The following is a 26,264-nucleotide window of genomic DNA, read 5'->3' on the forward strand; positions in this document are numbered from 1 at the left end:
AACTATAATTTCCAGGACTTTCCCTAATCTTGTGGATGAGATAGACCGCAAGTTAGTAGTATTATTACAGGCAGATGGTAGAAAGACATTACAAGAACTAAGCGAAGAATTAAAGAAACCTAAAACTACAATTGCAGCCCGTATAAAAAAGTTAGAAAGTGAAGGCATCATAATGGGCTATAAGGCTGTGATAAACCCGTTTACATTAGGTTATAAGTTGTTGGCTTTTGTGTTAGTTAGCGTACGGAGAGGCGTTGCTCACAAGGAGAATAAGCCGCTACAACTTGAAGTTGCCGAAAGAGTGCTTGCAGAATGCAACGGCGAGAGAGGGATGCCGTTTGTAGAAGAGGCCTATATTATAACAGGACCCTATGACCTCCTTTTCAAAGTCTGGGCGAGAGATATTAAACAACTCTCTACGTTTCTAGTAACCTATCTAGCCTCAAACCAAGATATCCAACGTACTGAGACGTTTATTGTTCTAGAGATTGTAGACGACTGGCGGAAGCGGGTAATGCCCCCTTCAACTATATAGTCAGTTACGAAATAGGGCCTATGAGGATTTGTTTAAACTGTATATATCCAGTCTGGGTCAAGATTTTTATAGGGGTTTTAGTGGTGTGGCGTGAGTAGGAGACGTAAAATGTACTATTATGAGGAGACGCCAATAGGGCCGATAAGCAGAACTCCAGTAGAGGCTAAGGTGTTTAAGTATGTAGACTGCTCGATAGTAGAAAAGAACGCCACCTCTCTCACAGCTATGTGTAAGCCAAACACTCTAATTAAGGTTTACAAAGGAGAAGGCGATGGCATTGAGTATATAGTTGAGTTTACAGATACCGATACGGGACTTACGGAAAAGCATAAAGTTGATCTATCTACTGCCGTAGTTATCAGGAGGTATTTAGAATCAAGAAGTAGATAAGCTTTAAATAGTTTAGCGAATTAAATATTATGGAAGCTATTGTGTTCCTAAATGTAGACATAGGTTCTGAGGATAATGTGATGGAAAGACTTGTCTCTATTCCAGAGGTAAAAGCAGTATACTTCGTCTATGGTCCTTATGATATGATAGTTAAAATAGATGCCGAAGATATAGAAAAAATTAGAAATGTAGTAAGGGAAAAAATTAGAAAGATAGAGGGCATTAGATCAACTACGACATTAATCGTTGCTAAATCGTATACCAAGAGGTCCCCACCTTATGCGTAGTGTGTAGATTTTTCATCTCCAAGGGCCCTCTGGATTTATCCGCTGCGTTGAAACTCGCCGCCAAATATGACCCCTATAAACAAGACGAGAAAAAACAACACGGAGATGGCTGGGGCTTTGTGGCGGCATCTGCCACCGACTTTATACATTATAAATCGGGGCGTCCGGCGTGGGAGGACCCCGTTGTAGTGCCTATGAAAGAGGCTGTCTTGGCGCATGTAAGAGCGGCCTCTCTTGGCGAGCCCAAAGGTCCAGCTCATGCACATCCATATCTTGTATATACGCCAGATGGTCGCATCCTCTTTGTGGCTCACAACGGCTCGGTGGATAAAAACGCTATGGCAGCTGAAATAAGCGTTGACCCATCTCTTTATACCGACAGCTATATCCTAGCGCTATTTATCGCAAGGCGGTGGCATTTGCCGCAGAGAGCTTTTGAAGAGGCTCTCCTCTACGCGAAGACGGCTCTTAACGTAGCAGTGCTCGAGTTTCCCAGTCTTAAGGCTCATGTATATACTTTCTACAAAGGCTCTAGGGAGTACTATGCGCTCTATTTAATAGAGACAAAGGATGCCAAAGCAGTTGTTTCATCTACATTGATGAGACATATAGATCTGCCAGGGAGAGAGTTAGAAAACGGCACCTATTTAGTCTTCTAATACTGAAAAGCCGGCGCTATATAATGTATCTATTATGTATTCAAACAACTTCGACTTTACTGGTGGCTTTACAACTTCAGCCTCGCCCCCCTTTATAAATATAATTCCTATTCTCGTCTGTGGCTGGGGTGTTGGTCTTTTCCCCTCTACTACCAAAATTAGGTTGTGTATTTTCCACAGCTTCCGTCTATAGGATAGCCAGGGACATATCGCTATGACACCGCTTTTTTCCGCAGTGCCGTCTATCGAGAGATACTGGAGACCACATCTATACTCCTTACTGAATTCATACTCGCCATGTAATGAAAGCGCTCTGGCAAGTGCCTCGGCCCTCCTTTCTTTTATCTGGAGTATCGCGTTTAACACCTCGTCGGAAGAGTAGGCTGGGTTTACGACAAGTCCGACGTCGCTGCGATATATGGCCGCTCTTCCGATTTTTATTCTGCGAGGCGGCTCTCCATAAAACTCTCTATGTAGCTCTATATTAAAGTCGCCAACTAATAAGCCTTCTAAAAATGCCATTGTAGCGCCGTCGTTGGAGTAAGGCTCTAGCTCTTCTCTAATGTCGTATTGTAAAGATGGCGTCCTCTGTGTGAGATAAATTAACAACTTTGCTAAATAGGGCGGTGCAGCTACTACTTCGTCGTCGTAATGCATTATCAAACCCCATTGCAAGAGTTTTTCTAAACCGCCGGGACGTTCCAATAGTTCTAGCCCTAGCTCTAGCTCCTTCTCTAGCGAGAGATTTCTTCCAAAGGCTGCGTATAGCGCTGCTGTATCTATGTCGTCTATTCTTGACTTTACCAACTCTATGAGAACATCGGCGTTTTTCTCGGCAGTTTGAACATCTTCTTCAGATACATTAGCAGAGGCGTCCCACATACTACGCCACATTTCGCCATATCTAAGCTGGAAATCTCTAAGTATTGTTTCTTCAGATCCGCGAAAGACGGCCCGTTGATAACGCGCCTCGATTAACATCGGATCCACGTTTATATCCTCCAACCTATTTAAATAAACGAGATTCCGCCTAATGTGAGAGGGTTTAAAAGTTTGACGCCTATTGCAGAGGCGCAGAGAATTGTCCTTAACGCAATAACACATGTCCCCCAAGAGACTTTAGTTGCGCTTCCGGAGTCTCTTGGTCTATATGCGTCTAGAGATATAATATCTTCCATAGATGTACCTCCGTTTGATAGAGCGGCGTTTGACGGCTATGCAGTGCGGTCTGAAGATACGTTGGGCGCATCTCGTACAAATCCCATTTTATTAAGAATTGTGGGTAAGTCGTTGCCTAATTCTCCATATACAAACGTGTTAAAACCAGGCGAAGCTGTAGAAATTGCTACGGGGGCTCCGCTTCCCGAAGGTGCAGATGCAGTAGTTCCATATGAAGAGGCGGTAAAAAGAGATGGCTACCTAGAGGTGTATAGGCCAGTCCCACGTTTTTACTACGTCTCTAGGAGGGGAGAGGATATTGCAGCGGGGGAGGTAGTCTTAAGACGTGGAAAGAAGATAAAACCTTGGGATTTAGGTGTTTTGGCGTCAGTAGGCGTGAGACAAGTCTATGTTTATAAGATAACTGCCGCGTTAATATCCACCGGCAACGAACTTGTGGAGTTAGAAGAGGCCTCTCTTCCTCCTGGCAAAGTAATAAATAGCACTCGTCACGTGATAACAGCAATCCTCAAGGAGTTCGGCGTTGACGTATACTACATGGGCATTGTGCCAGATGACGAAGAGATAATATATAGAGCTATAAAAGAGGCGTTAAACCGCTTTGATATAGTCATAACTACAGGCGGTGTATCAGTCGGAGAGCCTGACTATGTAATAAAGGCGGTGTCTCATCTAAAGCCTGAGGTGTTAATACATGGCATAGCGGCTAGGCCGGGCAGACCCAACAGTGCCGCAGTTGTAGGCGGGAAGCCCATAGTTATGTTGTCTGGATTCCCAGTGGCATCTATTGTCGGGTTTGAGGTTTTTGTAAAGCCCATAATTTTAAAAATGGTTGGCGCAAGAGAAGAGCCTCTCCCAACGGCAAGAGCTGTACTTACTAGAAGAGTAACAACTCCAATTAACGTCAGAAGTTTTGTACGTGTGAGAGTATACAAAGAGGGCGGGCGTCTTTACGCAGAGCCTCTGGCAGTTACAGGAAGCGGAATATTGTCGACCCTGACAAAAGGTAATGCGTTATTAATCGTGCCAGAGAACCGTGAGGGATATGACGAGGGTGAAGAAGTAGAGGTAATACTTCTCGGCCCAGTGGATTAAAAAGGGGTTATTTAGTCCGCGCTCCTTTGTGCCCCCCTTTTAGCGGCAACGCCCGACCCTCTCCCGGGGGCAAGGGTTTAGCCCGTCTCCGCCAGACGCCCTTAACGGACGGGGCGGAGACGAGAGGGGCACGGCCGTGCCCGGGCGTACGGGCGCAACAAATGTAGCAACCGGCCGGACCCCCGAGGCTGGGGCCACGGCTCCGGACATGTCCCGAGCTCCCCGGGGAAGGCCGGCGTGACAAAAGGGGAGCTAGTGGACTAATTTTCAAACTTTATTTTGTTTGACCATTCGTATCTCCTATAGCCAGGCGGTAGATTTTGTAACACTTCCTCTACTATATCAAGAGCTTTATCTAAGACATCTCTCTTTACGACCAAGTCGTATTGCTCCCAACCCAACGGCATAAACTCAAGGCCGTAAAGCTCAGCAGCAAATCTTACGCCTATGCCTACATCCGCTCTACCCTGCGCTACAGCGGCAGCTACAGCTGTATGTGTTTTAACTTCATACGTATAACCCTTTATCTTTTTCGTAAGTTCTTCAAGTGGCATATTTAATTTCTTGGCTAGGCTGTCTAATAGAGCGTCTAATAACGCCCTTGTGCCTGTGCCTCTTGGCCTATTTACAATTACTATGTCTGGACGTATGAAATCCTCTATACTCCTAACACTCTTGGGATTGCCTTTTTGTAATATTAAGCCTTGTTCACGTTCGAAAAGGCCTACAACAGCCACATTCCTAATCCCCAATTTTTTTACAAACGGGATGTTGTAAACTCCCGTCTCTGGGTCGTATATATGGCAACCGGCAATATCTGCCTCTCCGCGTTTTAACGCCATTAAGCCGCCCATAGAGCCTACATATACAGCTTTGACGTTATGTTTTGCAAGTATAGAATCTAGAAGCGGGTCGTGGCTACCTATGAAATATAGCTCTGCTGGTTTATACCGCTCGAATAGATATACCTCTACTTCTTCGCCCTCTTGTAGAAACTCTACATTTTCTGGCACTGTAATATATCCATCAGATCTAGCTAGGACAGATATGGCTCCAGATTCAGCATATAGAGGGTATGCTCTATATTCATTGTCCCCTCATAACTAACACTACGGGGTAAAGTGCACGTCTACCTTTGGCACCCTCTATACTATATGCGAGTTTTGCCCTCACTACCATCGCCGACTCTGGCTCTAGACATTGTAATTGTAAGAGATATGGCCGTACTATTATATGGAAGATCATTAAAGCAGAGGAAGGATACCCAGGCAACCCCACTACTACCTTATCGTTAACAACAGCCGCCAGAGTCGGTTTTCCAGGTTTAACCATAATCCCGTGAAAAAGCACTTCGCCAAGCTCTTCCAACACTCTATATGTTAGATCTGCGACTCCCGCCGAGGTACCCCCGCTTATTAAAACAACGTCGCTTGTTAAAAGAGCTTTTTGTAATGTAGTTCTATACTCTTTTTCGTCGTCTTTAACGATGCCGTGTAAAATCGGTATACCGCCAGCCTCTCTTACAGCAGCTGCAAGAGAATAACTATTTACATCGTATAGTTTACCAAAGCTAAGCGTCGCGCCGGGGGGTATCAGTTCGTTGCCTGTAGATATAATAGAGACACGTGGCTTCTTAACTACAGAGACTCTTCTAATGCCTAAGGCGGCTAAAACGCCTATCTCTCTAGCCGTTAGTCTTGTACATTTTTTTAAAACAACTTCTCCTGCCGATATGTCAGATCCAGCAGACATAACATTCTCTCCTGGCGCCACAGAGCGGAAGACACGGACTTTGCCGTCCCTCTCCTGTGAATACTCAACCATAACGACGGCGTTTGCTCCCCGCGGCAATGGCGCCCCTGTGGCGATTTCTACAGCCTCTCCCATATGTACTTCGACACTTGGCCACTCGCCAGCCTCTACCCGCCCCACAAGCTCTAGCTCTACTGGCGTAAGCTCTGACGCGCCATATGTAGATTCGGCAATTACGGCGTAACCATCTACAGTAGATCTGTCAAATGGAGGTACATCTACAGGCGCGACTATGTCGGTTGCTAAGACTCTGCCATAGGCCTCTGTAATATCTACCTCCTCGCTTCCTAAAGGCTTTGCAAATTTCAAAAGTCTCTCGATAGCTTGTTCAAGTGTAACCAGATTGTGGAAGATTATCCTCATCTAACTATGTTTGACAGCTCTCTTTCTAAAAGCGCTGCGGTGCCCTCCTCTATATATCTCCTAATCTTCTCCTCTAGATCAAGTGGTATTTTCTCAAGCGCAGACCCCTTACAGTCGATATATATAAGCTTTACAGCTATTTGAAAGCCCCCCTCTCTAAATTTGTGTTTTACAAAACCAAAAATCCAATCGTCGCCAACTCTAATTCTAAAGACTTTTACCGAGCGTCTAAGGACGCCAAGCTTGCCTAACGCCTTTCTTTTAGCAACTTTTTCTGCAGTCTGCTCATCTACACAAGTCATAGTATTTCACATAGTTGCATTTATTAAACTGTATAGTCTAGACCGCCCGTGACGAAAGTCCCCGTTTCTGATGCGTGAAGACTTCACGTACCGGCTGAAAAGTTTTTAAGCTGAACGTGATAAGCGGAACATGTTTCCAATATTTGACCCAATAGCCTTTGGTTTATACCTCCTAGGCTATATAGCTATGATTATTATTGCTGTGGTTATTGCGCCTAAGGTTGCTTCATCTATATCTGGACGTTTCACTCTATACGGTGCCATGGCACTTACTGCTGTACTTATAGTACTAACCACAGCGTTTGTTATATACCTAATTGTAATAGTGGCGGCTCCTGCGTTGGCAGAATACGGCTGGGGGTTTATCTTAGGTATGATCTTCTTTGTTGTTCTCATGAACTTAATCACGTATATTGTGTCTCCGTTTTTAATAAATGTCACATATGGCGCTAGGCCTGACCCAAGATTACAAGAAATCGTAGATGCGGTGGCTTCAAGACTCGGCGCCCCGTTTAGAATAAAAGCTGTGGTAGTAGACGGTCCCCCAAACGCGTTTGCATATGGCAACTTCTTAACTGGAAGATACGTGGCGGTCACAAGTAGTATGTTGGCTCTAACAGACAGGAGAGAGCTTGAGGCAGTGATAGGACATGAGATTGGCCATCACCTTCACAGAGATAATGCGCTAATGCTACTCTTTGGAGTATTGCCGTCCATATTGTATTACCTAGGTGTATCTTCTGTACGTATTGCATTGTCTTCTTCAAACAACAGAAATAACAACACAATGTTATTGGCAGCCGTAGGCATTTTAGCAGTTGTCGTCTCATTCTTAGTGCAATTGTTAGTCCTTGCCTTTAGTAGACTAAGAGAGTATTACGCAGACACAGCTGGAGCAAAAGCAGCGGGTAAGGAGGCTATGCAATTTGCACTAGCCAAGATTCATAAGTTCTACTTCTCTAACCCGGAGGCTCATGAAACTATCAGCGGAGACAAGTTTAGAGCGCTCTTTATATACGCTCTTGTAAATGCAGTAGCTAATCCATTTATAACTGTGACAAGAAGCGAGATAGAGGAAATTAAGCGGTCTAGCTATTCAGTAATCCAAGAGATATTTTCCACACATCCACCCATTCCAAAGAGACTTAGATTTCTCGACCAACTACAAATTTAATTTTTTCAATAAACGTATGTAAGGCCACGTTTGAGAAATCTCTGGAGTAGCACATAGAGTACAACCGGCGGAATAGCATAGAGAAGTGCCGCTGCAGCGAATCTATTCCATTGTACAGAATAGACATTTGGTATGAGAGAATATATCCACAGTATTAACGTCCTATTTTCGCCAGACAGAAAGAGATTAGCAAGTATTAATTCGCCCCACGCCCCTATAAAGGTCAGAATCGCAGAAACTGCTAGGGCTGGCGCCATTATTGGAAAAACAACTCTGGTAAGTAGCGTAATTACGCCGGCACCGTCTATAATTGCCGCCTCTTCGGCAGATTTTGGCACGGTGTCAATATACGTCCTTTAGCAACCATGTGTGATACGGAATCGCCCCGGCGGCATATATTAACGCAAGCGCCAATAGATTATTTCTAAGTCCTAAGGCTGATACTATTGCAAAAAGCGCGATTAGTCCAGCTATTCCCAAACCTCCCGAAACTTGTGTAAATACCACATAAAACGAGAGAAGCGAGTTACGGCCTTTAAAACTATAGCGGCTAAATGCATATGCTGCAGGTAATGCCAAGGCTATAACGATTACAACAGTGGTTCCTGCAACTATTATACTATTGAGCAACCCCCGCCAAAAGTCTGGTTGTTGAAGTACCCATTGAAATGACTCTATAGTTGGTATAAATTCACCCCCTATCCTAAGATATGGTATTTTGTTTAAAGAAAGCAACACTATCTGAAGTACTGGGTAAAACAAGAGAAATGTGGCTGTTGCGGCGGTTAAAGTATAGAAAAGTTTAACTTTCATACATGCCTCTCATTAATCCAGAAATTCTTATAGCTAATACCATAAAGATAGAGATTAAAAACGCAGATATTGTCAATATAGCTGCAGCTAATCCGTATTCTCTAAATGGTGAACCGAACGCCCAGTAGTAGCCATATGTAAGCATGAAGCGGTCATATAGCTGTATAAAGTTCCATAGAAATGCCACTAGGAAAAATTGTAATGACGCCGCCGTGGTCATAACAGTAGCATAGATAAGAGGTCTTTTTATTAGCGGAAGTGTTATTTCTGTAAAAATAGCCCATCTTCCAGCGCCGTCTATTTCTGCAGCTTCGAAAGCCGCCCTAGGAATGTTTGCAAGGGCTCCCATTACAACGGTCATTATAAATGGATAAGCTAGCCACGTCTCTATCACTACCATTGCCATATATGCATAGTCTTTATCTACAAACCAGTCGGGGGGTTTAGAAACTCCTATTGTATAAAGTATTTGGTTTACAACACCGTATGTCGGGTCAAAAATATAGCGCCAAGCCACTACAGAGAGTATTAGGGGCAACGCCCACGGCACTATTAACAGCGTCCTCATTATAGATTTGCCTAACACTTTTTCAGAAGACATCAAAAGACCTAGAAAGACGCCTAGGGCTATTTTTGTAGGGACAGAAATGGCTGTGAAGATTAAAGTCCAGATAATTGCGTTTAGAAATCCAGGAGATGCCGGCCCTATAAAAATTGAAGCATAATTCGCTAGACCGACAAAATCTGGAGGTGGCCGGGCTTGTTTTAACTCTTCAGGGGCCCACGGCGGTGGGGGTGGAAAATTACGGATATTGGCATTTGTAAAAGATATGTAAATTGAGTATATTATTGGCCAGAGGTTAAAAAAGAGAAATAGAAAAAGGCCTGGGAGTATTAATAATAGCGGCCGCATTAACAAAGTCCTCTTGCACAAAGGTCTTTTGCTGCGTCTTCCGCAGCCTGCCTAATCGTCTTTTGGTCTGACACTATAGAGTTCTGTATTACAAGAGTGACAGCTCCCCACACTGGTTGCATTTTTGGAGAAACTGGCATAAGGCGTACGTTTTTAATAGCTTCATAAAAGCCTTGGACTACGGGGTCTTGGACATCTATGTTTTTTATCACGGGGATATAGCCTAGTTTTGTCACTAATACCTTGGCCACTTGGGGATCTGTGGTAAACCACTTTATGAAGTCTATAGCCTCCTTAGAGGCGTATATAGTGACGTAAAACATCTTTAAGCCTCCGTATGGCTTAGGCACATATGTGTCGTTAACTGGCGGTAATGGCGTCACGAAGAAGTCTATACCCGCTTTTTTCACAGTACCTATACTCCAGGGGCCGTTTACCATACATGGGGCTTGCTCGGCAAGAAAGATACTTATCTGAGTATTATAATCGGTGGGATTCGGCCCTATATAAGGCATTATGTTCTTCTTGAAAAACTCAAAACCAGCAATTGTTTTTGGATTTGTCAACCCTTGCTTTTCTGTAACATCATCAAAATAATAACCACCAGCCCCGTGAACCCAAGCAGAGATGAAGTAGGGGTCTACAAAATATGCTATGCCATATGTCTTTGGAGGATTATAGAACTGTTGCATTATCTTGACCAAGTCTGCAAAAGTTTTGGGCGGCGTTTGTATTATTTTTCTATTGCATATAAGGGCGACAGTTTCGGCAGTAAATGGTAGGCCGTAAATATGTCCTTTATACTGCGGTATAGGCACTGCGAACCTCTGTATTATGTCTGCAACCTCATTATCGATAGGTTTCAAAACTCCGGCCTCTACCATAAGGCCTATCCAGTCGTGTGCCCATATAAACAAGTCGAATTTCTCGCCTGTAGATATAGCCGCAAGAACAGCGGTTTGGAGATCTGGAGATTTATTTTCAAACACTATCTGAACGTCTGGGTGATTTTGTATATAAAGTCTAGCCACCTCTTTAAAGACGGCCTCTTCTTCTGGCGTTAGAACGTGCCATATTCTAACTATCACTTTCTTAACAGGAGTGGTTTGTGTAGGTGATGGCGTAGTAGTCGACGGTACAGTCGTTGTTTTTGTAGTTGTCTCTGGCGGAGGAGTATACGTCGGTGTTGTAATCTGTTGAGGTGTTGTTTGTGTCGTAGTTTGCGTAGTAATCGGCGGCGCAGACGTAGTCGTAGGCGTTACTTGCGGTGGTTGAGTTGTATAATAAGCGGCTATTCCCAAGAGAATGATTACAATCGCTACGACACCAATTAGCAAGTTTCTATTCATATCTAAAAGAGATATATTTAGTTTTTATATGTTACCGCTCTCTTTTTGCCAATAGGCTAGGTGTTAAACCAAGTATAAAAGCTAACACTGAGACTATAGCTGTAGCTACCCAATTAACTTCTCTTACAGTTTCTTTCTGAGTTTCCGTTAAGTACTGTGTTGTAGTAACTGTAGTAGTAACTGTCTCACGGCTTGTCTGTGTTACTGTAGTGGTGATTGTTGCAGTAATTGTCGCGGCTGGCTTTTCTTGTGTGTAAAATATACACACAGAGGCTGGTGTGCCTACGTATGTGCCATTAGGCAGTCTGGACACTTTGTAGGAAGTTAGTGCCCTAACCTGGGCATCTACAGTAGGTGCTAATACATCAAACACTCTCGGGGCCACTCCTGCCAACACCGCGGCGGCGTCTGCGCCGCCGACAGTCCACTCATCTTCTACTACGCCAAATCTCCGTATATTGTCTGGGCCGTAGCCGTCCCACGATGTGAGAAACACAGTTAATTTCCAACTTTTTTCAAACTCGCCAATGTACTTCTTGGGAACATCTGCGATAATTGTATTATTAGGGCCTGGCCTTATAGCCATAGCATCATCTATAAATGAGCCATCTGAATAAACTATACGATTACCGCCGCTCCAACCAGGGCCTATTAATAAGGCCACATCCCACATCGCCTCTTTACAAAGAGTCACTCCTAGACCAAGTGTGTCATTTCTCTCTCCACGTCCTCTATTAATATAGACGTGGAAAAACTGTAACGAAAATCCTGCAGGCCCGCTCCATGGGTTTCCACCAAGTTCTCTCACTCTAAACATAAACCTTAGCCTATCGCCCAGGTCATATAGCGTAAATCCTAATAGGTCAAAAACTCCGGGTTTAAAGACGGGGTTCTTAGGATAGCGGTATTTACCAGTGCCAAAGTCGTCTCCAAGCGGATCAGCTACTTCCATTAACAATTTTTGTTGCACTGGGCTTTCAGGTATTGTGAGCACATATACAAGGCCATTAAACTCTACGTAGAGTTTGTCGCCAGGTTGCGCGCCTATAAAGTACGATCTAGCCGCTTTCCCAACTGGATAGAACTTACCGCCGTCTGAGAGATATACTGTGTTATTACAGCTATCGATAGCCATATCGGCATATATGTGTAATTTCTCGCCATGTATTCCATATACAGCGCCTCTGAAGAAATATGGCGACCTCGGAAGTGTTGGATTTGAGAAATAGACTACGCCACACCCCGCGCCCTCTATCCATATATGTGTCGTATTTACATAAACCGTAAGCCCTTCGTAGAGAGCTACTTTTCCATCGCCCCTTCCAACTATTTCGCGGGGGGTCCCGCCGGGATACGCCAAGGAGAAAAGATACATAGGCGGCTGTAAACCAGCCCGTCGGTAAAATGCTATCAGTGCAGATTTTGCAACAGGGTCAAAGGTCTGTGGTGAACCCATTTCGCCGCCGTACCAAAACGGCCAGTCACTGGCTTCAGCTACTAACAATGGGAAAAGTACATCCCACTTCAAATTTAGACCTACATCTTCTCTAGCCTTCTTTAGCCACATCCACCAAACATTTTCGTCTACATCGCCAATCCAAATGGCTAAACTACCCCCACTAGACCACGAGCCTTCTGCAATTCTACCCTGGACAATACGGGTTGGTAGATCACGTATAGAGGTATATACGGATATATCTACTTTTAGGTTGAAATATTCAAATTCACGTTGTGGTAATGGCGTAGCTTTTTCGCTACATCTCTTTACAAAGTCTGTAGGTTTCCATAGCTTGATGGTGCCGTTTTTCTCCAATTGTGCGAGTCCTCCAAAGAATTTAATAAAAAAATCATCTCCAAAATTTGGATAGTTTTCCCACGGATTTTCGCCATCTAATGCAACTACGACTACTGAACACTCGTCTCGTGGCACCCTCTTTAGATAATTCATAAAATCGGCCAAGGCCTCTTCTGGCTTCATAGAGGCGTATCTAAAACCTAGGCCGTCAGACAGTGTTTTATCTCTAAAGAAAACGTATATACGTCGTCCTCCATAATCTACATAGTAAAGACCGAAGTGGCTAGCTCCGGGCATGGTTGCCTTCAATACGTCCTCGTCTGTTATAGTCCATAAAAAGCCGGATTCTGTAAAAAGTCTGAGCACATCATCGTTAACTGCTAGTTCAGGAGGCCAAACACCCGTGGGCGAAACTCCTAAATATCTTTCAAAGAGATTCTGCGAGAGTCTTATGTGAACTTTTAGGTCTTCTAAAGCTCCCATGTCTGCCAAAAGAGGCATTAGAGGATGTGAGTATGGCACTAGCACGAGCTCTACCCTCTTCTGTTGTGCCAAAGCTCTATATAAAGGCAAAACTTTTGAGATTAGGTCCATGTGTACCTCTAAGACTCTCTTAAGGTCGTTGCGCGTAAAGGAGGTTTTATTTCTCATAGCCCAAACGTCTGGGTATTGTCGTGCTATGTATGGGTCTATCCAGAGAAGGTTAAAAAGCGTGGCTAGGTCAATAAAGTCTTGCTCGCTGAACCTAGACACGATGCATGTTATATTTCCAGGTGGACATTTACTAAATGCATCATTTCTTATCCCTAACAATACAGTGTATCTTGGGTGTTTATACACAATATTTTGCCAATTTATATCAAAGAATCCCCCGGGCACTAACAACATGGAGTATTTCTCCTCCAGAGTCAAAGGCTTCCCCTCTGCGATCTTTTGCGATATCTTATATCTAGCGTCGACGTAAGTTCTGTTAGCGTACCAATTTATCTGTTCAATTAAACTCCCAGAAAGAGTATATGCAACGGAAACGCCGCTTTGGTTTACAAGAAGGGGCACTTTTAGATAATTTCCAACAGAGTGCATTCTCACCCATGGCAGTAGTAGCTCGCCTTTTTCTAGGTCTATATACCAAGGCTGGTGGTTATGAAATACAAATATTATATTTATTGGCTGGGCTAACAGAAATAAAGCTAAGACTAGAAACAAAATTATCCGCCTCATGTAGTAGGCCATGTAGCATATTTTAAAGATAGATGCTATGAGTTGTATGGTTTTGTTTGTTATATTCGCCGGCGGCCTTTCTTCGAGATTTGGTAGAGATAAATGTACGTTTGTATATAGAGAGCGTCGCCTAATAGATTACGTTATTGAAGTTGGTCGACAAGTGGCAGACCGCGTTGTTATAGCAGCTGGCCGTAACGCAAATCTCTATCCAGGCGAAACCGTCCTACCAGATAGCACTAGATTCTCGGGGCCTCTAGCAGCTGTAGACTCTGCGACGCATTTGTTTGACGATGAGCTTCTGTTTGCGCCTTGCGATATGCCATTTCTAAAACCAAAGGTGTTTAAAGAGCTACTGACGGTAGACACGCCATTTTCAGTATGGGTTTTTCCCAACGGGAGAGTAGAATCTGCGGTATTTAAGGCATCGCCTGCGGAGTTGAAGACAATACTAGATTTTTTGGCGCGAGTCAGGAGAAGTCGTATAGATGATATATTTAGGCTGGGACACACAACGTTTTTATCTACTGAGAGACATGGGATAGATCCCGTCTGGTTAAAAAACATCAACAGGTCCGCCGACCTTTCAGAGACTGCGCCCGTGGTGAGACACAGGGTTTATACCCAAGATCAAGTAGTTAAATGGAGAGATTCTCCACTTGTGAGATGGTTAATAAACAACGACGTAAACGCCCTGAAACAAGAGTTGCTACACTATATTGAAACCGGTCTTCTCTCTATGGCAGCTCACGTAGCTAAAGACCTAGCCGTAGTATCCCCTAGTTATAAAGCGCTGGCGGAGGCTCTCTATGAGATAACCGATATTGAAAAGGCGTGACAAGAGTTCACAAAAAGTTTCAACATACTTAGGGGATAATTGTAAGCTGTAATACCTGGGGGTTATAAACCTGTGTACGTATACGTATATGTTCCGAGTATATCTAAACCCTAAGGAGGAGAGGGTCCTTGTGACAAAACAAAGAATTATTGAAGACGGCTGGGTACTTATAGCGAAACACACGTCATGGGAAAAGGCGTATAAAAAAGCTCTGTATATAGCTAGTAGGCTTGATTACGTGCTGGAGTGGTTTTTAGAAGACCAAATAAAAGAAGTTTTTCAAATTTATAAGAACTAATTATTGTGTACTTTAATGCGCAAGTTTATTCTCCTACTCCTTCTTTCCCTTTTGTTATCAGCTGGATATATTGATAAATTATCAATATCGTTAAGACAGTGTCTGTGTATGGCGCCACAGTGGCTCTACCTAGATATCTGGGCTCATACAAACGCCGAGCCGCCAGTCAGCCTCAAACTATATTGGTATGACGACAGTTGGAAGGGCTTTTGCAACGTTGGCAACGGCGTAGAGGTCTATAATATATGTTCTGTGCCATATGGTGTAAAAGCCATAGCGCTTTCTCTCATCCAAGGCGACAGGGAGGTGGATAGGATAGAGATCTGGGGCATAGGACCTGCAAACGTCTCTTGTGTTGTGACGCCAAGTCTCCGAGTTATAAATCGTACATCGTCTATAGAGCCTCCCATGGCTGTCGTCTCTCTAAAGAGTACAATGATGAATAACATCGCTGTATACTTCCAGGCATACAACTACAGCGTTGAGAGGGTCATATCTATACGAAATCTCAATCCCTGTGATGACTATGTAATAAGGCTGTATTACTATGGCGTATATCCCCCCTGGAGAATTACTGCTGTTGGAAACTACACGCCGGCGATAACTGTGACAAAGACTGAAACCACTACCTCTACAATAACTGTGAGCGTCCCGGTAACTACTACGTATACCTACACAGTGGTACAAACTGTTACAGAGAGGGAGGTTGTAACTGCGACTATTACAACAACACGCGCCTACACAGAAACGGTATTTATAAGAGAGATAGACTTTCGTAGCATAATCTTGGCTTTCCTCGGCGTGGCGATGTTTGCTATGTCATTAATACTTTTTATGCTGGCAGGAAAGAGGAGATAATGTATAGGAGATTTAGCGAACATAGAATTTCAACTCCGGGCCCCTCTGAGATATCTCATGCCGTCAAGGTCGCTCTGGTAAGGGAAACTACAAACCTAGACCTAGATCAACTTTTCCTGTCTACCTCTTTCGCTCTATCTAAAGCGTCCCTACTGACAGCCATTATTGTCAATCCCGGTGGCGAATTTAAGGCCTTTTGAGACCCTCCTATTAATACGCCAATTCCCCGCTGGTCAAACTTTATTTCGTCAGCCCCTATTGAGGATCCCGCCATACATTCTCACAAACTCCGCAAACCCTGAGCCATAGACCCCGTTATCAATAACAAGAACTTTTGTACCAGACTTTACAGAATTCGCAACTGTGGCTTCTAACTCCAACATCGCCTCGCCGGCCCAAATATAAACCTGGCTCTGCGAAGCGTTAATCAAATGCTCTAACATACTAACAGTCTCTTGATACTCCTGAAAAAACTGTTTCTTATGAATTACATAGTCTGGAAGGAATGGTTGGGTAAAGGTGGTTTTCCCTGCACAATGCCGGACCTAAGAGATTTAGGAATAAGCGTTAACGTGGAAAAAGCGATAGAACATGCTATAGAGACCTTTAGGTGATTTAAAGGACGGGGTTCTTATAGTCCTAGCTTTTATTAGATTTCTGGCTATATACAAGGCTTGCGCGAAGACCCTATATGATAAAAAAACCCACGTTTCGCAGAAGACTGATAAATGCAACAGTTAAAGGTTTCAAGCTACTAAATCCACCCTCTTATTTTCATGGCGTTGTATATTCTTTCTAATGCGGTTACTATTGCTGCGTCTCTCATTGTCCATCCTTTTTCTCTCTGCCATCTCTTGTATACTCTCTCGACGTTGTTTACCATTATGTTTTCAAGTCTCTTTCTAGTCTCCTCCTCGTCCCAGATATACCACTGGAGATTCTCCACCCACTCTAAATACGACATAATCACGCCGCCGGCGTTGGCAAGGATATCAGGAACTACGACAACCCCCCTCTCATACAAAATCCTCTCAGCCTCAGGAGTAGTAGGGCCATTAGCACCCTCAACAACAAGCCTAGCCTTCACAAGCCCAACATTATCACCCCTAATGACATTCTCAATAGCGGCGGGGACGAAAATGTCGACGTCTAGTTTAAATATGGCATCTGGGTTTTTAACAAATTCGGCATTGTCTTTTGTCGTAAACAGTTCCACGAGAGCAGGCCCTGTAAGTTCCTTGTTTTTTTGTATCAATTCAACATTAAGTCCCTCCTTTCTATAAGCTACGCCATTTATATCAGACACAGCTATCACCTTAGCGCCCATTTTTTCTAGCCAATACGCTGTCCACCTCCCCACATTACCCATACCCTGTATCGCTACTGTTTTTCCTTCTATTCCGCCCCATAGTTTTTTTGCCATTTCTCTTGTCGCTACTGCTACTCCAAAGCCTGTGGCGTATTCTCTCACTGGGTTTCCCCATAGCTCTGGTGGTTTTGAGGTGAATACCCCGGGCACGTTGTAGCCTTTTATTTTTGAATATTCGTCTACCATCCACGCCATGATTTGGGCGTTTGTCCCAACGTCAGGCGCTGGGATGTCGACTACGTCGCCTATGAGGGGGGCTATGGCTCTGGCATATCCTCTAGAAAGCTCTTCAAGTTCTCTCTGCGAGAGTTTCTTAGGGTCTACACGTACTGCGCCTTTAGCGCCGCCATACGGCAAGCCAGCTAGGCTATTTTTCAACGTCATTAAAATAGCCAAGGCGACGTCGTCGGCAAGAGTAACCTCAGGATGAAAACGAACCCCACCCTTATACGGGCCGAGAACATCACAATGCTGCACACGATAACCCTCAAACACCTCAAAACCACCACCATCCAACCTCACAGGAATATTAACAACCAAAACACGCCTAGGCCTAGACAAGATCTCATATAGTTCTACAGGCAATCCAGCCAATTCTACGCCGCGTTTTATGGTTATAAGTGTATTTTCAAGAAACGCATTTATTATGTAAGAACCAGTTATGTAGACCATAGGCATATTTTTTTCCCTATTTAAAAAATTTATTTACATAGTTAAAATGTAGATCTATATATACCGGTGGGCAAATTTTTTTATTCAGCGCTGAAACAAATATATGTGCGTCTATTTCTTGGAATAGATATAGGAGCTACTTGGACTAGGGCTTTATTAATAGACGAATATGGTAACATAGTAAATAGAGTTAAAGTTAAGACTAGTGTAAATCCTGTTGCTGATATTGTTGATATAGTAAAGCGATGGCAATTTCACGCCGTGGGAGTAGGGTCTATAGGGCCGCTGGATCTTAAGAGCGGGTGGGTTGTAAATTCGCCAAACTCCCCAACGCGTAGATTTCCACTGGTGGAACCTTTAAAAGAGCTTGGAAAACCTATAGTAGTTGCCAACGATTGTGTAGCAGCTGTATGGGGCGAATACGTGTTTAAGTATAATGTTGAAAATATGGTTTATATAACGCTGTCTACTGGAGTTGGCGTAGGCGCTATAGTAAATGGTAATTTGCTATTGGGCAAAGATGGTAATGCCCATGAGCTTGGACATGCGGTTATAGACTTTAAATCGGCGAGGAGATGCGGCTGTGGGGGGCGTGGCCATTTTGAAGCTTATGTAGGCGGCGCGCATATACCTAGGGTTTATCAAGAGACTACTGGCGACGCTCCGGCAAGCCCAGAGGAAATATTTAGAAGGTATAGACATGGCGACGAAAAAGCCAGAAAGTTTATAAATCTATGGCTAGACGCGTTAGCCGCCGGAATTGCTACTGTCGTAGCTGCCTACGACCCCGAATTGCTCATAGTAGGGGGCTCTATAGCGTTAAACAATTGGGACATAATATCGCGTGAACTCCCCGCTAGGCTAAGGGATTATCTAAGCCTACGAGAGCCAGAAATTTTAAAGGCCTCTTTTGGAGATGATGAAGTAGCTGTGGGCGCAGCTGCCCTAGCCTATAAAACACCTGATACTTTAAAGAAGTTCGGATACCCCATTACGGCCTCTTCCCAGTCTTAGCCCTCGGAAGAGTTGGGCGTTGCGTAAGAGGGACTAAAATCATGTCCTCTCTTCTCTTATGTACGGTTTCGCAAGCCACCGCGGCGCTTTGGCCTTTCCTACAACTTTTTGTGCAATAACTAAAACAGCTATGGAAACAACGTAAGGAACCGTGTTTAATATATGTGGCGAAATAGGGATATACCTCTGCATTATATATGTCAATGAGATAAAAAACGAGGGTATTATTGAGGATGCCGTTGCTAAAAGAGGCGACCATAGCGAGATCATGGCGGTTGCAACAGCAAGAGAACCCCATCCCATAACTAACTGCTCTGTCCAACTACCGTAATACAACAACACTAGATATGCCCCAGCTAAAGAGGCCAATACGCCCTCTAAAAATCCAGCCATTTTTCTTACCTTATAAACGTCTACGCCCATCAAGTCCAACGAGACGGGGTCGTCGCCCGAGGCTCTTATGGCAAGTCCTATTCTCGACTTTAGAAACACGTGTAGTGCCACAGCCACAGCTACTGCAGCTAGATAAGTCTCTATTCCAGAAACTATAGGCTTCTCTATAGGCTTTCCCACCATGCCTTTAGCTATTTGCGAACCCACTCCATATCCCACCATTGTAAATGCAAAGCCTAACAATATTTGATTCATAGCTAAGTCATTTGAAAGCACGTAATAGAGGAGGTTATATAGAGCACCTACTATAACTGCTGTTAGGAAGCCCCAGGGCGGTCCCGTAATTACAGCAACCGCCGCCGAGAGATAAACCACGCCCTCAAGACCTAGGTTTAAAACCCCAGCCCTCTGGCCGACGATGGCGCCGAGTGTAGCTAATAACATAGGCGTTGCGCTTTTTAAAGCTTCGTATGTTATTGAAATAGTCTGCTCTAGCGCCATACTATTTTATACTTATGCATAACATATCCAGCGATACCCCAAGCCATTGCAATACCAACTAGCGCATTGGCCACAAGCGCGGAAAAACCCATAGTTTTTAGATTGACCGCAATTTGGCAAAGCCATGCGATATACAGTGATGCTACCACAACGCCCAGCGGGTTGAGACCGCCGAGCCAAGCCGCCGATATTCCATAGAGGCCAAATCCTGTGCTTACCTGTTGTAGTGTCATATAGCGGCCTGTTTCTCTTGTCATTATTTCAACAGCGCCCCCCACTCCTGCGATCGCTCCGCTAAGAATAAGTGCAAAAAAACTGTAGAATCTAGGCGATTTACCCGCGTATTTGACAATCTCCTCTCCCGATGATAGAAGACGTAAGACAAGACCCAGCCTTGTTTTATATAGGAACATCACAGAGGTTATAACTGCGGTAGTAGTTAACATAGCAGAAAAGATGTCGAGACCTGGGGCTTCCATAGTGACAATAAAGCCTTTTTTAGCAGGATCTCGTAGTATATCCTCTACAAAGTAGCGAGCGACGTATATGGCAACTATAGACATTAAAAATGTGGTAACTGCCTCATTTACATTAGCGAATGTTCTCAGGGCCGCTGGCAGTAACGTCCATGCCGCCGCGCTGGCTGGCGCAGACATAAGCGCTATTGCGGGATCTCTTGCGGCTATGGCCGCCAAAGCTCCTACGATTGCCTGTCCCTCCTGGCCGATATTCCATAGGCCGGCTCGATATGAGACAACGCCGGATATACCGATGATATTTACCACTAGGAAAACTCTAGAGATGTAATAAGGATCTATGGTTGTTAAGGCGTTTATAGTTTGTCCCACGTCTCTTGTAAACGCCAACACTATAGCTAATATAAATGCTAAAGAGCCCAAAGTTGCGACTCCGTAATAAATAGGAGAGGGGGACGGCCTTTGTATTAATCTCATGTCGCCATGGCTTCAGCTATATCGTCAATATCAAAGGGCGGCGTGAAAGATGAAACAATTTCACCGCGTGAGATTATGTAAATTCTATCGGCTCTCTCCACGGCCTCTTCTATATCTTCAAGAGTTATAATTGCGCCGCCTCTGACATACTCTCTTATAAATGAGTAGAATTTTTCTGCCGTTTCTACGTCAAGCCCACGTGTAGGATATGAAGCTACCAATATATAAGGTCTCCTAAGCCAGACCTCCCGCGCAATTAGCATCTTCTGTTGGTTGCCGCCGGATAATGTAGCTGCCCTCGCATGAGGGTCTGAAAAATCTATATCCAGAATCTCCTTTGCTTCTAACAATTTTTCAATACAACGATCTATGCATCTAATTTTGAAATTATCTAGTATACTTAAGTCTTTAGCTAATGCACGACTTCGCTCCTCAGGTAGATAAGATATTCCATTTTTTAGAAATTCCGAAAACGGCATGCCAGTTATCTTCCTTCCGTCTATATATATGTCTCCACTCCTCGGTTTTTTAAACCCTGAGAGAAGCTCCATGAGCTCTTCTTGTCCGTTTCCTGCTACGCCGAGAATAGCCACAAGCTCGCCACGTCTTAACTCTATTGTGGCCTCACGTACTTTCTCCCCTGTCAGCCTTTCGGCTTTATATATCACCTCACCAGAGACCGACGGCTTATCCAACCGCCTCTTTACCACACCCTGAAACATAGCTTCTAGAAGAGACGTTTCGTCAAACGGTTTTTCGTATGTTCCCACCTTCTGCCCCCTTCTTAAGACTGTTATCCTATCTGCAACTTCTATAGCTTCTCTAATCTTATGAGTCACAAATACAACTGTTTTACCCATGTTGGCGAGTTTCCTAATTGTCTTCAGAAACGTTTTCGTCTCCTTGGGGCTTAAGAGCGATGTTGGCTCATCCATAAGCAGAATTTTGCTATTACGAGCTAATGCTTTAATTATTTCTACTTTCTGTCTCTCTCCAACTGTAAGTTCTTCTATATATTTATCAAAAGGAACTTCAATGCCAAATTCTTTGCTTATTTTTACAGCTTTTGAGACGTCTATGCCGGCCAATTTCAAGTTTTCTCTTACTGTAAGTGTTTCCACTAGCGCAAAGTGTTGAGAAATAAGCGTAATTCCAAGCTCGGTTGCGTGACGTGGCGATTTTATAACAACTCTCCTATTGTCAATATATATTTCACCTTTATCGGGAAGGTACACACCATAGAGAATCGCCAACAGAGTGGACTTCCCAGCTCCATTTTCGCCGAGGAGACAATGGACTTCGCCGTTCTTAACTTCAAAATCTACGTTGTCTAGTGCTATAACACCGGGGAAAACCTTCCTAATTCCTATAGCCCTTAAAGAGACCATTAATTAGGTCGGTAGCTGTCTGTAGCCTTCTACAAACCAGTCCATGTTATAAAGCTCGTCTTTGCTTAACCGTTTTCTATCTGGAACTCTAACTACCCCCTTAATGTCTCTAACGGGGCCTGTGAAGGGGTCCCAGACCCCTTCAATAATTTCTTTCCTCTTCTGTTCAACATAGGTTTTTACATCGTCGGGTACTGCTGGGTTAAGCGGAAGAATAATATCTGCAGGATTTCTCTTGTAATCGTAGTATGTATAAGAATTCTTCATACTCCACCAGTAGTCCCGTGGTCTCTCAGGCGGCCACTCTGACCATATAGACATCTCGCCTGAGACCCATGCGAGATACGCTCTTATAGCCATCTCTACATATAGAGGTCCCCAGTTTACGATTTGGCCTGTCAAATGGGCTTTTGGCCCATATTGTGACATATCGCTGTAGTGTGAAAAAGACCACACAGTCCTCCCCTGTTTTTGATAGTCCTCAGCTGTTTGTAATACAGTGGGCGAATCTTCCGTAAATGCTAAGACATCTGCGCCGTTAGACTCGACTAACGTTATCGCGGCTTTTTTCGCGCCCTGGGGATTATACCACGAACCAAGTTGTATAACGTCCATGGTCACTTTTGGATTCACCTCTCTAGCGCCTATTAAAAAGGCGTTCATGTGACGTATTACCTCTGGAATTAAAAACGCGGCAACGTAACCCAATTTATTTGTCTTTGTCATCTTCCCTGCAACAATCCCGTTTAAGTAGTAAGCCTCGTAGAGGTCTATGAAATATTCGGCGAAGTTAGGGAGAGCAGCCCACTCGTCTTGGTCTTTGAAGAAGCCAGAACAATGGGCAAAGAAGCGATCTGGATATTCTCTTGCCGCCTTTTTTGTGGCATCCATAAAACCGTAAGAGGTGGTAAATACCATATGGGCGCCGTCAGAGACAGCCCTCTTTATATAGACATATGCTTGGTCTTCAGGGACGTTCTCGGTATACGCTGTTTCTACGATACATAATTTGTTTGGATTTGGACATAGCTTCTTCTCGAGATACCTCCTGCCCATTTCATGTGCATGAGTCCAGCCGTAGTCGCCGATGGGTCCTACGTATATAAAGTGTATCTTCATCTTGGGAAGTCCTGTTGTCGTACGCGCAGCTTCCCTAACGTTGGTTGTAGTAGCACTGGCGGTACTTCTTTCAACTGTAGACTTAATACTTTGTAGCGCCAAATATGTGCCTCCGGAGCCTAAGACGGCGCCTACCACGAAAGAAGCCACAATTTTTAACCAATCTCTTCTATTGGTAGCCATGAGTCATAAAGTTAATTCCATATATAAGCTTTCCTATCGGCGTTTCTTAGCTTTATTAAGTAAACTATTAAAGATCAGCTACCCCAGGATCAGGCATTTTGCCTTTGGGCATGATTCTCATCACGAAGTTGCTGAAACAGAAGATTATATCTGTTATCGTCTGTCTCTACGCCTAGGGACTTTCTTCTCGCCTACTCTCTCATCGACATATGAGATGTCTCGGGCGTGGGCGCTGGGGACATTACTCCTCACAAGTCTCTGTACCGCGGGCAGGTGAAAGAGGTTCCTCTTGAGTCTATCCTTACCACCGGTATCCCCTTTCCCTCGCCTTACGTATAATCTCCCTAGGCATGTTCTTAAAGTCGGCTCGGCATACTCCGTCCCTCAGCTCTAGGTCGTCTACGTCACGTCCTTCAGCCTCCTAGGCAGATTTTCGACCACGATTGCGGCGCCGAGGCGCTCCACCCCATAGCGACGTGGTTTGCCGCTCTCCTACAGACACCGCCTTCTTATCCAGCTCGTTGCGCTTAAGAACACGTGGCTCGCGTGCCGATTCCCTTTCACAGACTGCATAACCTCCCTACGGCTGTGGTAGCCAAGTGTGATGTCTCTAATCCTCGTCTCAAGGATGTACACTCTACTGCCGGCCTTCACAGTGACGTTGTTCTCGTTGAGGTCTACGGCGACGACGTCCCCCCCCCCCCCCCCCCACCTTCTTGAAGACGAATAGGACGTAGACAACACGCCTTTTCTCGTCTAGCCTGAGCCGGGGTTGCGTTCTCAACGTCCAGTTGCCGTTGAAGTCACGCTAGAGTAGCTTCGTTGGCCTGAGGGAGATTGTTATTTACCCCCTGTGGGTGGCTACCCTCACGGCTGTGTAACACTTCGGCTTCCAGAGGTGGTCATCGACTCAAATGTTCACTCTCCTCACCTTCGGCCTCTCCGTCTTAGCCCTCCCTTCCTGTCTCAGCACGAGAAAGCTCTTTATGCGGGTAGCCGCGTCCTGCGCCGCGGTGTAGACGTAGTGAGAGGGGAGGGTTGGGTACTCCTCCCTCAGCTTTCTATACAGAGCCTTCCTAAGGGGAGATCTGCCTTGTCATGCCGTGCCGAAAGCCGTAGTCGACGAACTCAATGACGAATTCTCTGCACATCTTCTCAAGCACCTTAAGGAGGTTAGTTACTAAACATATGTAGCCTTCTATGCCCGTGCTGAAAATACCATCAATGCCAGAGATTCCCAGAACAGGAGACGGACCCGAAAGACCCACTAGTTCGATAGGCTCAAGAGCGTGGTGACGCGTCTCTCTCTACTAAAGCCATACAACATTCTGTAGTACATCGGATTCTCCAAGCCGATCTGTTAACCCAAGAAGCCCCTTATCCTGCCGAGGGCTAATGCATGTGCTTGCGTCTCGGCGTTTAGTAGTAGCGTAATATACGTCTCGTTACGTTCTGGAGTAATTCCCAATATATCTAGTGCAGTATCGATTTCTTTTGTCGCCTCTCCGCCGAGGATTTTTTCAACTCTTTTTCTACAATAGAAAGACGTCTCGTATTTCCATTCGTGTATGAGGGCGGGTAATGTGCGGAGTATTTGGTCTATTTCCCCTGTCTTATATGCCCATATTATAAATCGTGCATCTAAGAGTGCGGGGGGTAAGCCTATGAAATACCATGTTGCAGTATACACTATTGCCCTGGGAACCTGTAGATTATTGTCTAACATTCTACCGTACTGTTTCCAGCTGACTCTTTCTCTCGTCGATGGGATAGCAGAAGAGAGTTCTACCAACTTAGGTATATGCGGTCTTATGAAATCTTTATACATCCTTGACGCCACCTCTATCCACTCTCCCCTGACTTCCACTTTACGCAAACTTGGAGGCTGTAACAAAGCGAGTTTAACTTTTTCAAATTCTGCATAAGATATGTCGTATCTTACTGCAGATTGTATTGTGACAGTACGGTAGCCGGAGTACTGGAGAGTTTCATATGGCGCAAGTCGGGGGTTATTTAAACCTCCCCTAAATGGCGGAGAGCCCATGCCTAAGATTGGCCATACTCTGTATTCGCTGTCTCTATTTATTTCATCTATTTGTTGAAGTGTGTGAATAATTGCTAGAGAAGACGCGATATGTCCATGTCTAACGGCTGAATCAGACTTGCCTAGGAATATTCGCATATTTTCAATTATGTGGCCACTATTTGCAGCCACGCGGAAAAGCGTTTTTACAAACTGTTTAATGTGCAGTTGTTTGGCGGCGTCTTCTATCAATGGTATAAGCTCTATTGGCGTCTCCTCCTTTATCGCATTTAAATCTATTAGATTTCGTATCTTAAGATCAAGAGCCTTATATACATATGCCAAGGTTTCAAAATCTTCGGTCATCGGGAGAATAACCCATCTAACTGCACTTATTCCTGCAGTTCGTTGAGAGTAGCTGTTAGCCATCACCGCCGCCTCTAGCGCAAGCATACTTCGTTCAAAATCTTCTAGACGGGGGTTGGGAATCCTAGGTGTAATGAAATATCTTTCTCCAAGAGGTATACCAAGAGACAGCGCTTTGGCGACTATATCTCTGGGCTGAGAATAAGGGGTTGCTTTACCTTCATAATCTACCATTACTTCATCGCACTCATAGGCTAAATATGCTATAATAGCCTCCTCTATCTCTTCTACTGCAGTTATTTTGACTGTAGAATCAGGATGTTGGGTACACATGAACCTAGGTATGTACATTAAAATAACTACATTAGTGTAGCCATTTATGCTTATTCTTATCAATATGTC

The 26,264-nt window shown here is 44.4% G+C and carries 25 protein-coding genes and 1 pseudogene; 10 read left to right on the top strand and 16 right to left on the bottom strand.

Features of this window, described 5'->3' with window-relative positions; all coding sequences use genetic code 11:
- Positions 1 to 31: 31 nt before the first annotated feature.
- The 4 genes from ACZ49R_RS04325 to ACZ49R_RS04340 all read left to right on the top strand — a co-directional run bounded on the left by ACZ49R_RS04325 (position 32) and on the right by ACZ49R_RS04340 (position 1,871).
- Positions 32 to 535: an Lrp/AsnC family transcriptional regulator gene (locus ACZ49R_RS04325; RefSeq protein WP_464733884.1), complete on the top strand. Its 504-nt coding sequence runs from the start codon at positions 32 to 34 to the stop codon at positions 533 to 535.
- A gap of 90 nt (positions 536 to 625) precedes the next feature.
- Entirely contained in the window at positions 626 to 925 is a 300-nt protein-coding gene (locus tag ACZ49R_RS04330; protein ID WP_011762746.1) for a hypothetical protein, read from the top strand.
- A gap of 29 nt (positions 926 to 954) precedes the next feature.
- Positions 955 to 1,212 (top strand): Lrp/AsnC family transcriptional regulator, encoded by a 258-nt coding sequence (locus ACZ49R_RS04335; RefSeq protein ID WP_464733885.1) that lies wholly within the window; start codon positions 955 to 957, stop codon positions 1,210 to 1,212.
- The gene (locus ACZ49R_RS04340) at positions 1,212 to 1,871 is read left to right on the top strand and encodes a class II glutamine amidotransferase (RefSeq protein WP_011762744.1); all 660 of its coding nucleotides are present in this window, start codon (positions 1,212 to 1,214) and stop codon (positions 1,869 to 1,871) included. Before ACZ49R_RS04335 ends, ACZ49R_RS04340 begins: the two co-directional genes overlap by 1 nt.
- Here ACZ49R_RS04340 and ACZ49R_RS04345 read toward each other — a convergent pair.
- The gene (locus ACZ49R_RS04345) at positions 1,860 to 2,852 is read right to left on the bottom strand and encodes a hypothetical protein (RefSeq protein ID WP_464734096.1); all 993 of its coding nucleotides are present in this window, start codon (positions 2,850 to 2,852) and stop codon (positions 1,860 to 1,862) included. The two genes, ACZ49R_RS04340 and ACZ49R_RS04345, sit on opposite strands and share 12 nt — an antisense overlap.
- Positions 2,853 to 2,906: 54 nt before the next feature.
- Between ACZ49R_RS04345 and ACZ49R_RS04350 the strand changes: the two genes are divergently transcribed.
- Entirely contained in the window at positions 2,907 to 4,145 is a 1,239-nt protein-coding gene (locus ACZ49R_RS04350) for a molybdopterin molybdotransferase MoeA (protein ID WP_464733886.1), read from the top strand.
- A gap of 260 nt (positions 4,146 to 4,405) precedes the next feature.
- Here the strand turns inward: ACZ49R_RS04350 and ACZ49R_RS04355 are convergent.
- Positions 4,406 to 6,320, bottom strand: a pseudogene (locus ACZ49R_RS04355) (molybdopterin biosynthesis protein).
- A complete protein-coding gene (locus ACZ49R_RS04360) occupies positions 6,317 to 6,622 on the bottom strand; it encodes a hypothetical protein (RefSeq protein ID WP_464733887.1) in 306 nt (101 codons plus the stop codon). Before ACZ49R_RS04360 ends, ACZ49R_RS04355 begins: the two are co-directional and overlap by 4 nt.
- Before the next feature lie 130 nt (positions 6,623 to 6,752).
- Here ACZ49R_RS04360 and ACZ49R_RS04365 point away from each other — a divergent pair, with 130 nt between their 5' ends.
- The gene (locus ACZ49R_RS04365; RefSeq protein WP_464733888.1) at positions 6,753 to 7,796 is read left to right on the top strand and encodes a zinc metalloprotease HtpX; all 1,044 of its coding nucleotides are present in this window, start codon (positions 6,753 to 6,755) and stop codon (positions 7,794 to 7,796) included.
- 5 nt (positions 7,797 to 7,801) lie between these two features.
- Here ACZ49R_RS04365 and ACZ49R_RS04370 read toward each other — a convergent pair whose 3' ends face one another.
- From ACZ49R_RS04370 to ACZ49R_RS04390, 5 genes are read right to left on the bottom strand one after another with little or no spacing between them, the layout of a single operon-like run.
- The gene (locus ACZ49R_RS04370) at positions 7,802 to 8,134 is read right to left on the bottom strand and encodes an ABC transporter permease subunit (protein ID WP_464733889.1); all 333 of its coding nucleotides are present in this window, start codon (positions 8,132 to 8,134) and stop codon (positions 7,802 to 7,804) included.
- 4 nt (positions 8,135 to 8,138) lie between these two features.
- Positions 8,139 to 8,609 (bottom strand): hypothetical protein, encoded by a 471-nt coding sequence (locus ACZ49R_RS04375; RefSeq protein WP_464733890.1) that lies wholly within the window; start codon positions 8,607 to 8,609, stop codon positions 8,139 to 8,141.
- Entirely contained in the window at positions 8,599 to 9,522 is a 924-nt protein-coding gene (locus tag ACZ49R_RS04380; RefSeq protein ID WP_464733891.1) for a carbohydrate ABC transporter permease, read from the bottom strand. The genes ACZ49R_RS04375 and ACZ49R_RS04380 overlap by 11 nt, the downstream gene beginning before the upstream one ends.
- Positions 9,522 to 10,871 (bottom strand): extracellular solute-binding protein, encoded by a 1,350-nt coding sequence (locus ACZ49R_RS04385; protein ID WP_464733892.1) that lies wholly within the window; start codon positions 10,869 to 10,871, stop codon positions 9,522 to 9,524. The genes ACZ49R_RS04380 and ACZ49R_RS04385 overlap by 1 nt, the downstream gene beginning before the upstream one ends.
- Before the next feature lie 31 nt (positions 10,872 to 10,902).
- Complete coding sequence (locus ACZ49R_RS04390) at positions 10,903 to 13,887, bottom strand: glucodextranase DOMON-like domain-containing protein (RefSeq protein WP_464733893.1); 2,985 nt, start codon at positions 13,885 to 13,887, stop codon at positions 10,903 to 10,905.
- Between the two features lie 46 nt (positions 13,888 to 13,933).
- On the opposite strand from ACZ49R_RS04390, the gene ACZ49R_RS04395 reads away from it, so the two are divergent.
- The 3 genes from ACZ49R_RS04395 to ACZ49R_RS04405 all read left to right on the top strand — a co-directional run bounded on the left by ACZ49R_RS04395 (position 13,934) and on the right by ACZ49R_RS04405 (position 15,881).
- A complete protein-coding gene (locus tag ACZ49R_RS04395) occupies positions 13,934 to 14,725 on the top strand; it encodes a molybdenum cofactor guanylyltransferase (RefSeq protein ID WP_464733894.1) in 792 nt (263 codons plus the stop codon).
- Positions 14,726 to 14,813: 88 nt separating this feature from the next.
- Complete coding sequence (locus tag ACZ49R_RS04400; RefSeq protein WP_011762733.1) at positions 14,814 to 15,023, top strand: hypothetical protein; 210 nt, start codon at positions 14,814 to 14,816, stop codon at positions 15,021 to 15,023.
- Between the two features lie 15 nt (positions 15,024 to 15,038).
- Positions 15,039 to 15,881, top strand: coding sequence for a hypothetical protein (locus tag ACZ49R_RS04405; protein WP_464733895.1), 843 nt, complete (start codon positions 15,039 to 15,041; stop codon positions 15,879 to 15,881).
- A 248-nt stretch (positions 15,882 to 16,129) separates the two neighbouring features.
- Here ACZ49R_RS04405 and ACZ49R_RS04410 read toward each other — a convergent pair whose 3' ends face one another.
- Positions 16,130 to 16,324, bottom strand: a complete 195-nt coding sequence (locus ACZ49R_RS04410) for a hypothetical protein (protein WP_464733896.1) — start codon at positions 16,322 to 16,324, stop codon at positions 16,130 to 16,132.
- Between the two features lie 311 nt (positions 16,325 to 16,635).
- Complete coding sequence (locus ACZ49R_RS04415) at positions 16,636 to 17,922, bottom strand: Glu/Leu/Phe/Val family dehydrogenase (protein WP_464733897.1); 1,287 nt, start codon at positions 17,920 to 17,922, stop codon at positions 16,636 to 16,638.
- Positions 17,923 to 18,027: 105 nt separating this feature from the next.
- Between ACZ49R_RS04415 and ACZ49R_RS04420 the strand changes: the two genes are divergently transcribed.
- A complete protein-coding gene (locus tag ACZ49R_RS04420) occupies positions 18,028 to 18,936 on the top strand; it encodes an ATP-dependent glucokinase (protein ID WP_464733898.1) in 909 nt (302 codons plus the stop codon).
- 39 nt (positions 18,937 to 18,975) lie between these two features.
- Here the strand turns inward: ACZ49R_RS04420 and ACZ49R_RS04425 are convergent, their stop codons facing one another.
- The 6 genes from ACZ49R_RS04425 to ppcA all read right to left on the bottom strand — a co-directional run bounded on the left by ACZ49R_RS04425 (position 18,976) and on the right by ppcA (position 26,258).
- On the bottom strand, positions 18,976 to 19,830 hold the full coding sequence (locus ACZ49R_RS04425; protein ID WP_464733899.1) for an ABC transporter permease: 855 nt from the start codon (positions 19,828 to 19,830) through the stop codon (positions 18,976 to 18,978).
- Positions 19,821 to 20,783, bottom strand: coding sequence for an ABC transporter permease subunit (locus ACZ49R_RS04430; RefSeq protein ID WP_464733900.1), 963 nt, complete (start codon positions 20,781 to 20,783; stop codon positions 19,821 to 19,823). Before ACZ49R_RS04430 ends, ACZ49R_RS04425 begins: the two co-directional genes overlap by 10 nt.
- Positions 20,780 to 22,171: an ABC transporter ATP-binding protein gene (locus ACZ49R_RS04435; RefSeq protein WP_464733901.1), complete on the bottom strand. Its 1,392-nt coding sequence runs from the start codon at positions 22,169 to 22,171 to the stop codon at positions 20,780 to 20,782. The genes ACZ49R_RS04430 and ACZ49R_RS04435 overlap by 4 nt, the downstream gene beginning before the upstream one ends.
- A gap of 3 nt (positions 22,172 to 22,174) precedes the next feature.
- A complete protein-coding gene (locus ACZ49R_RS04440) occupies positions 22,175 to 23,473 on the bottom strand; it encodes a BMP family ABC transporter substrate-binding protein (protein ID WP_464733902.1) in 1,299 nt (432 codons plus the stop codon).
- Between the two features lie 492 nt (positions 23,474 to 23,965).
- Positions 23,966 to 24,217 carry a hypothetical protein gene (locus ACZ49R_RS04445; RefSeq protein ID WP_464733903.1) on the bottom strand — a complete coding sequence of 84 codons (252 nt, stop codon included), beginning with the start codon at positions 24,215 to 24,217 and terminating at the stop codon, positions 23,966 to 23,968.
- 616 nt (positions 24,218 to 24,833) lie between these two features.
- The gene (ppcA, locus tag ACZ49R_RS04450) at positions 24,834 to 26,258 is read right to left on the bottom strand and encodes a phosphoenolpyruvate carboxylase (protein ID WP_464733904.1); all 1,425 of its coding nucleotides are present in this window, start codon (positions 26,256 to 26,258) and stop codon (positions 24,834 to 24,836) included.
- Positions 26,259 to 26,264 lie beyond the last annotated feature (6 nt).

The organism is Pyrobaculum organotrophum, from assembly GCF_055384425.1.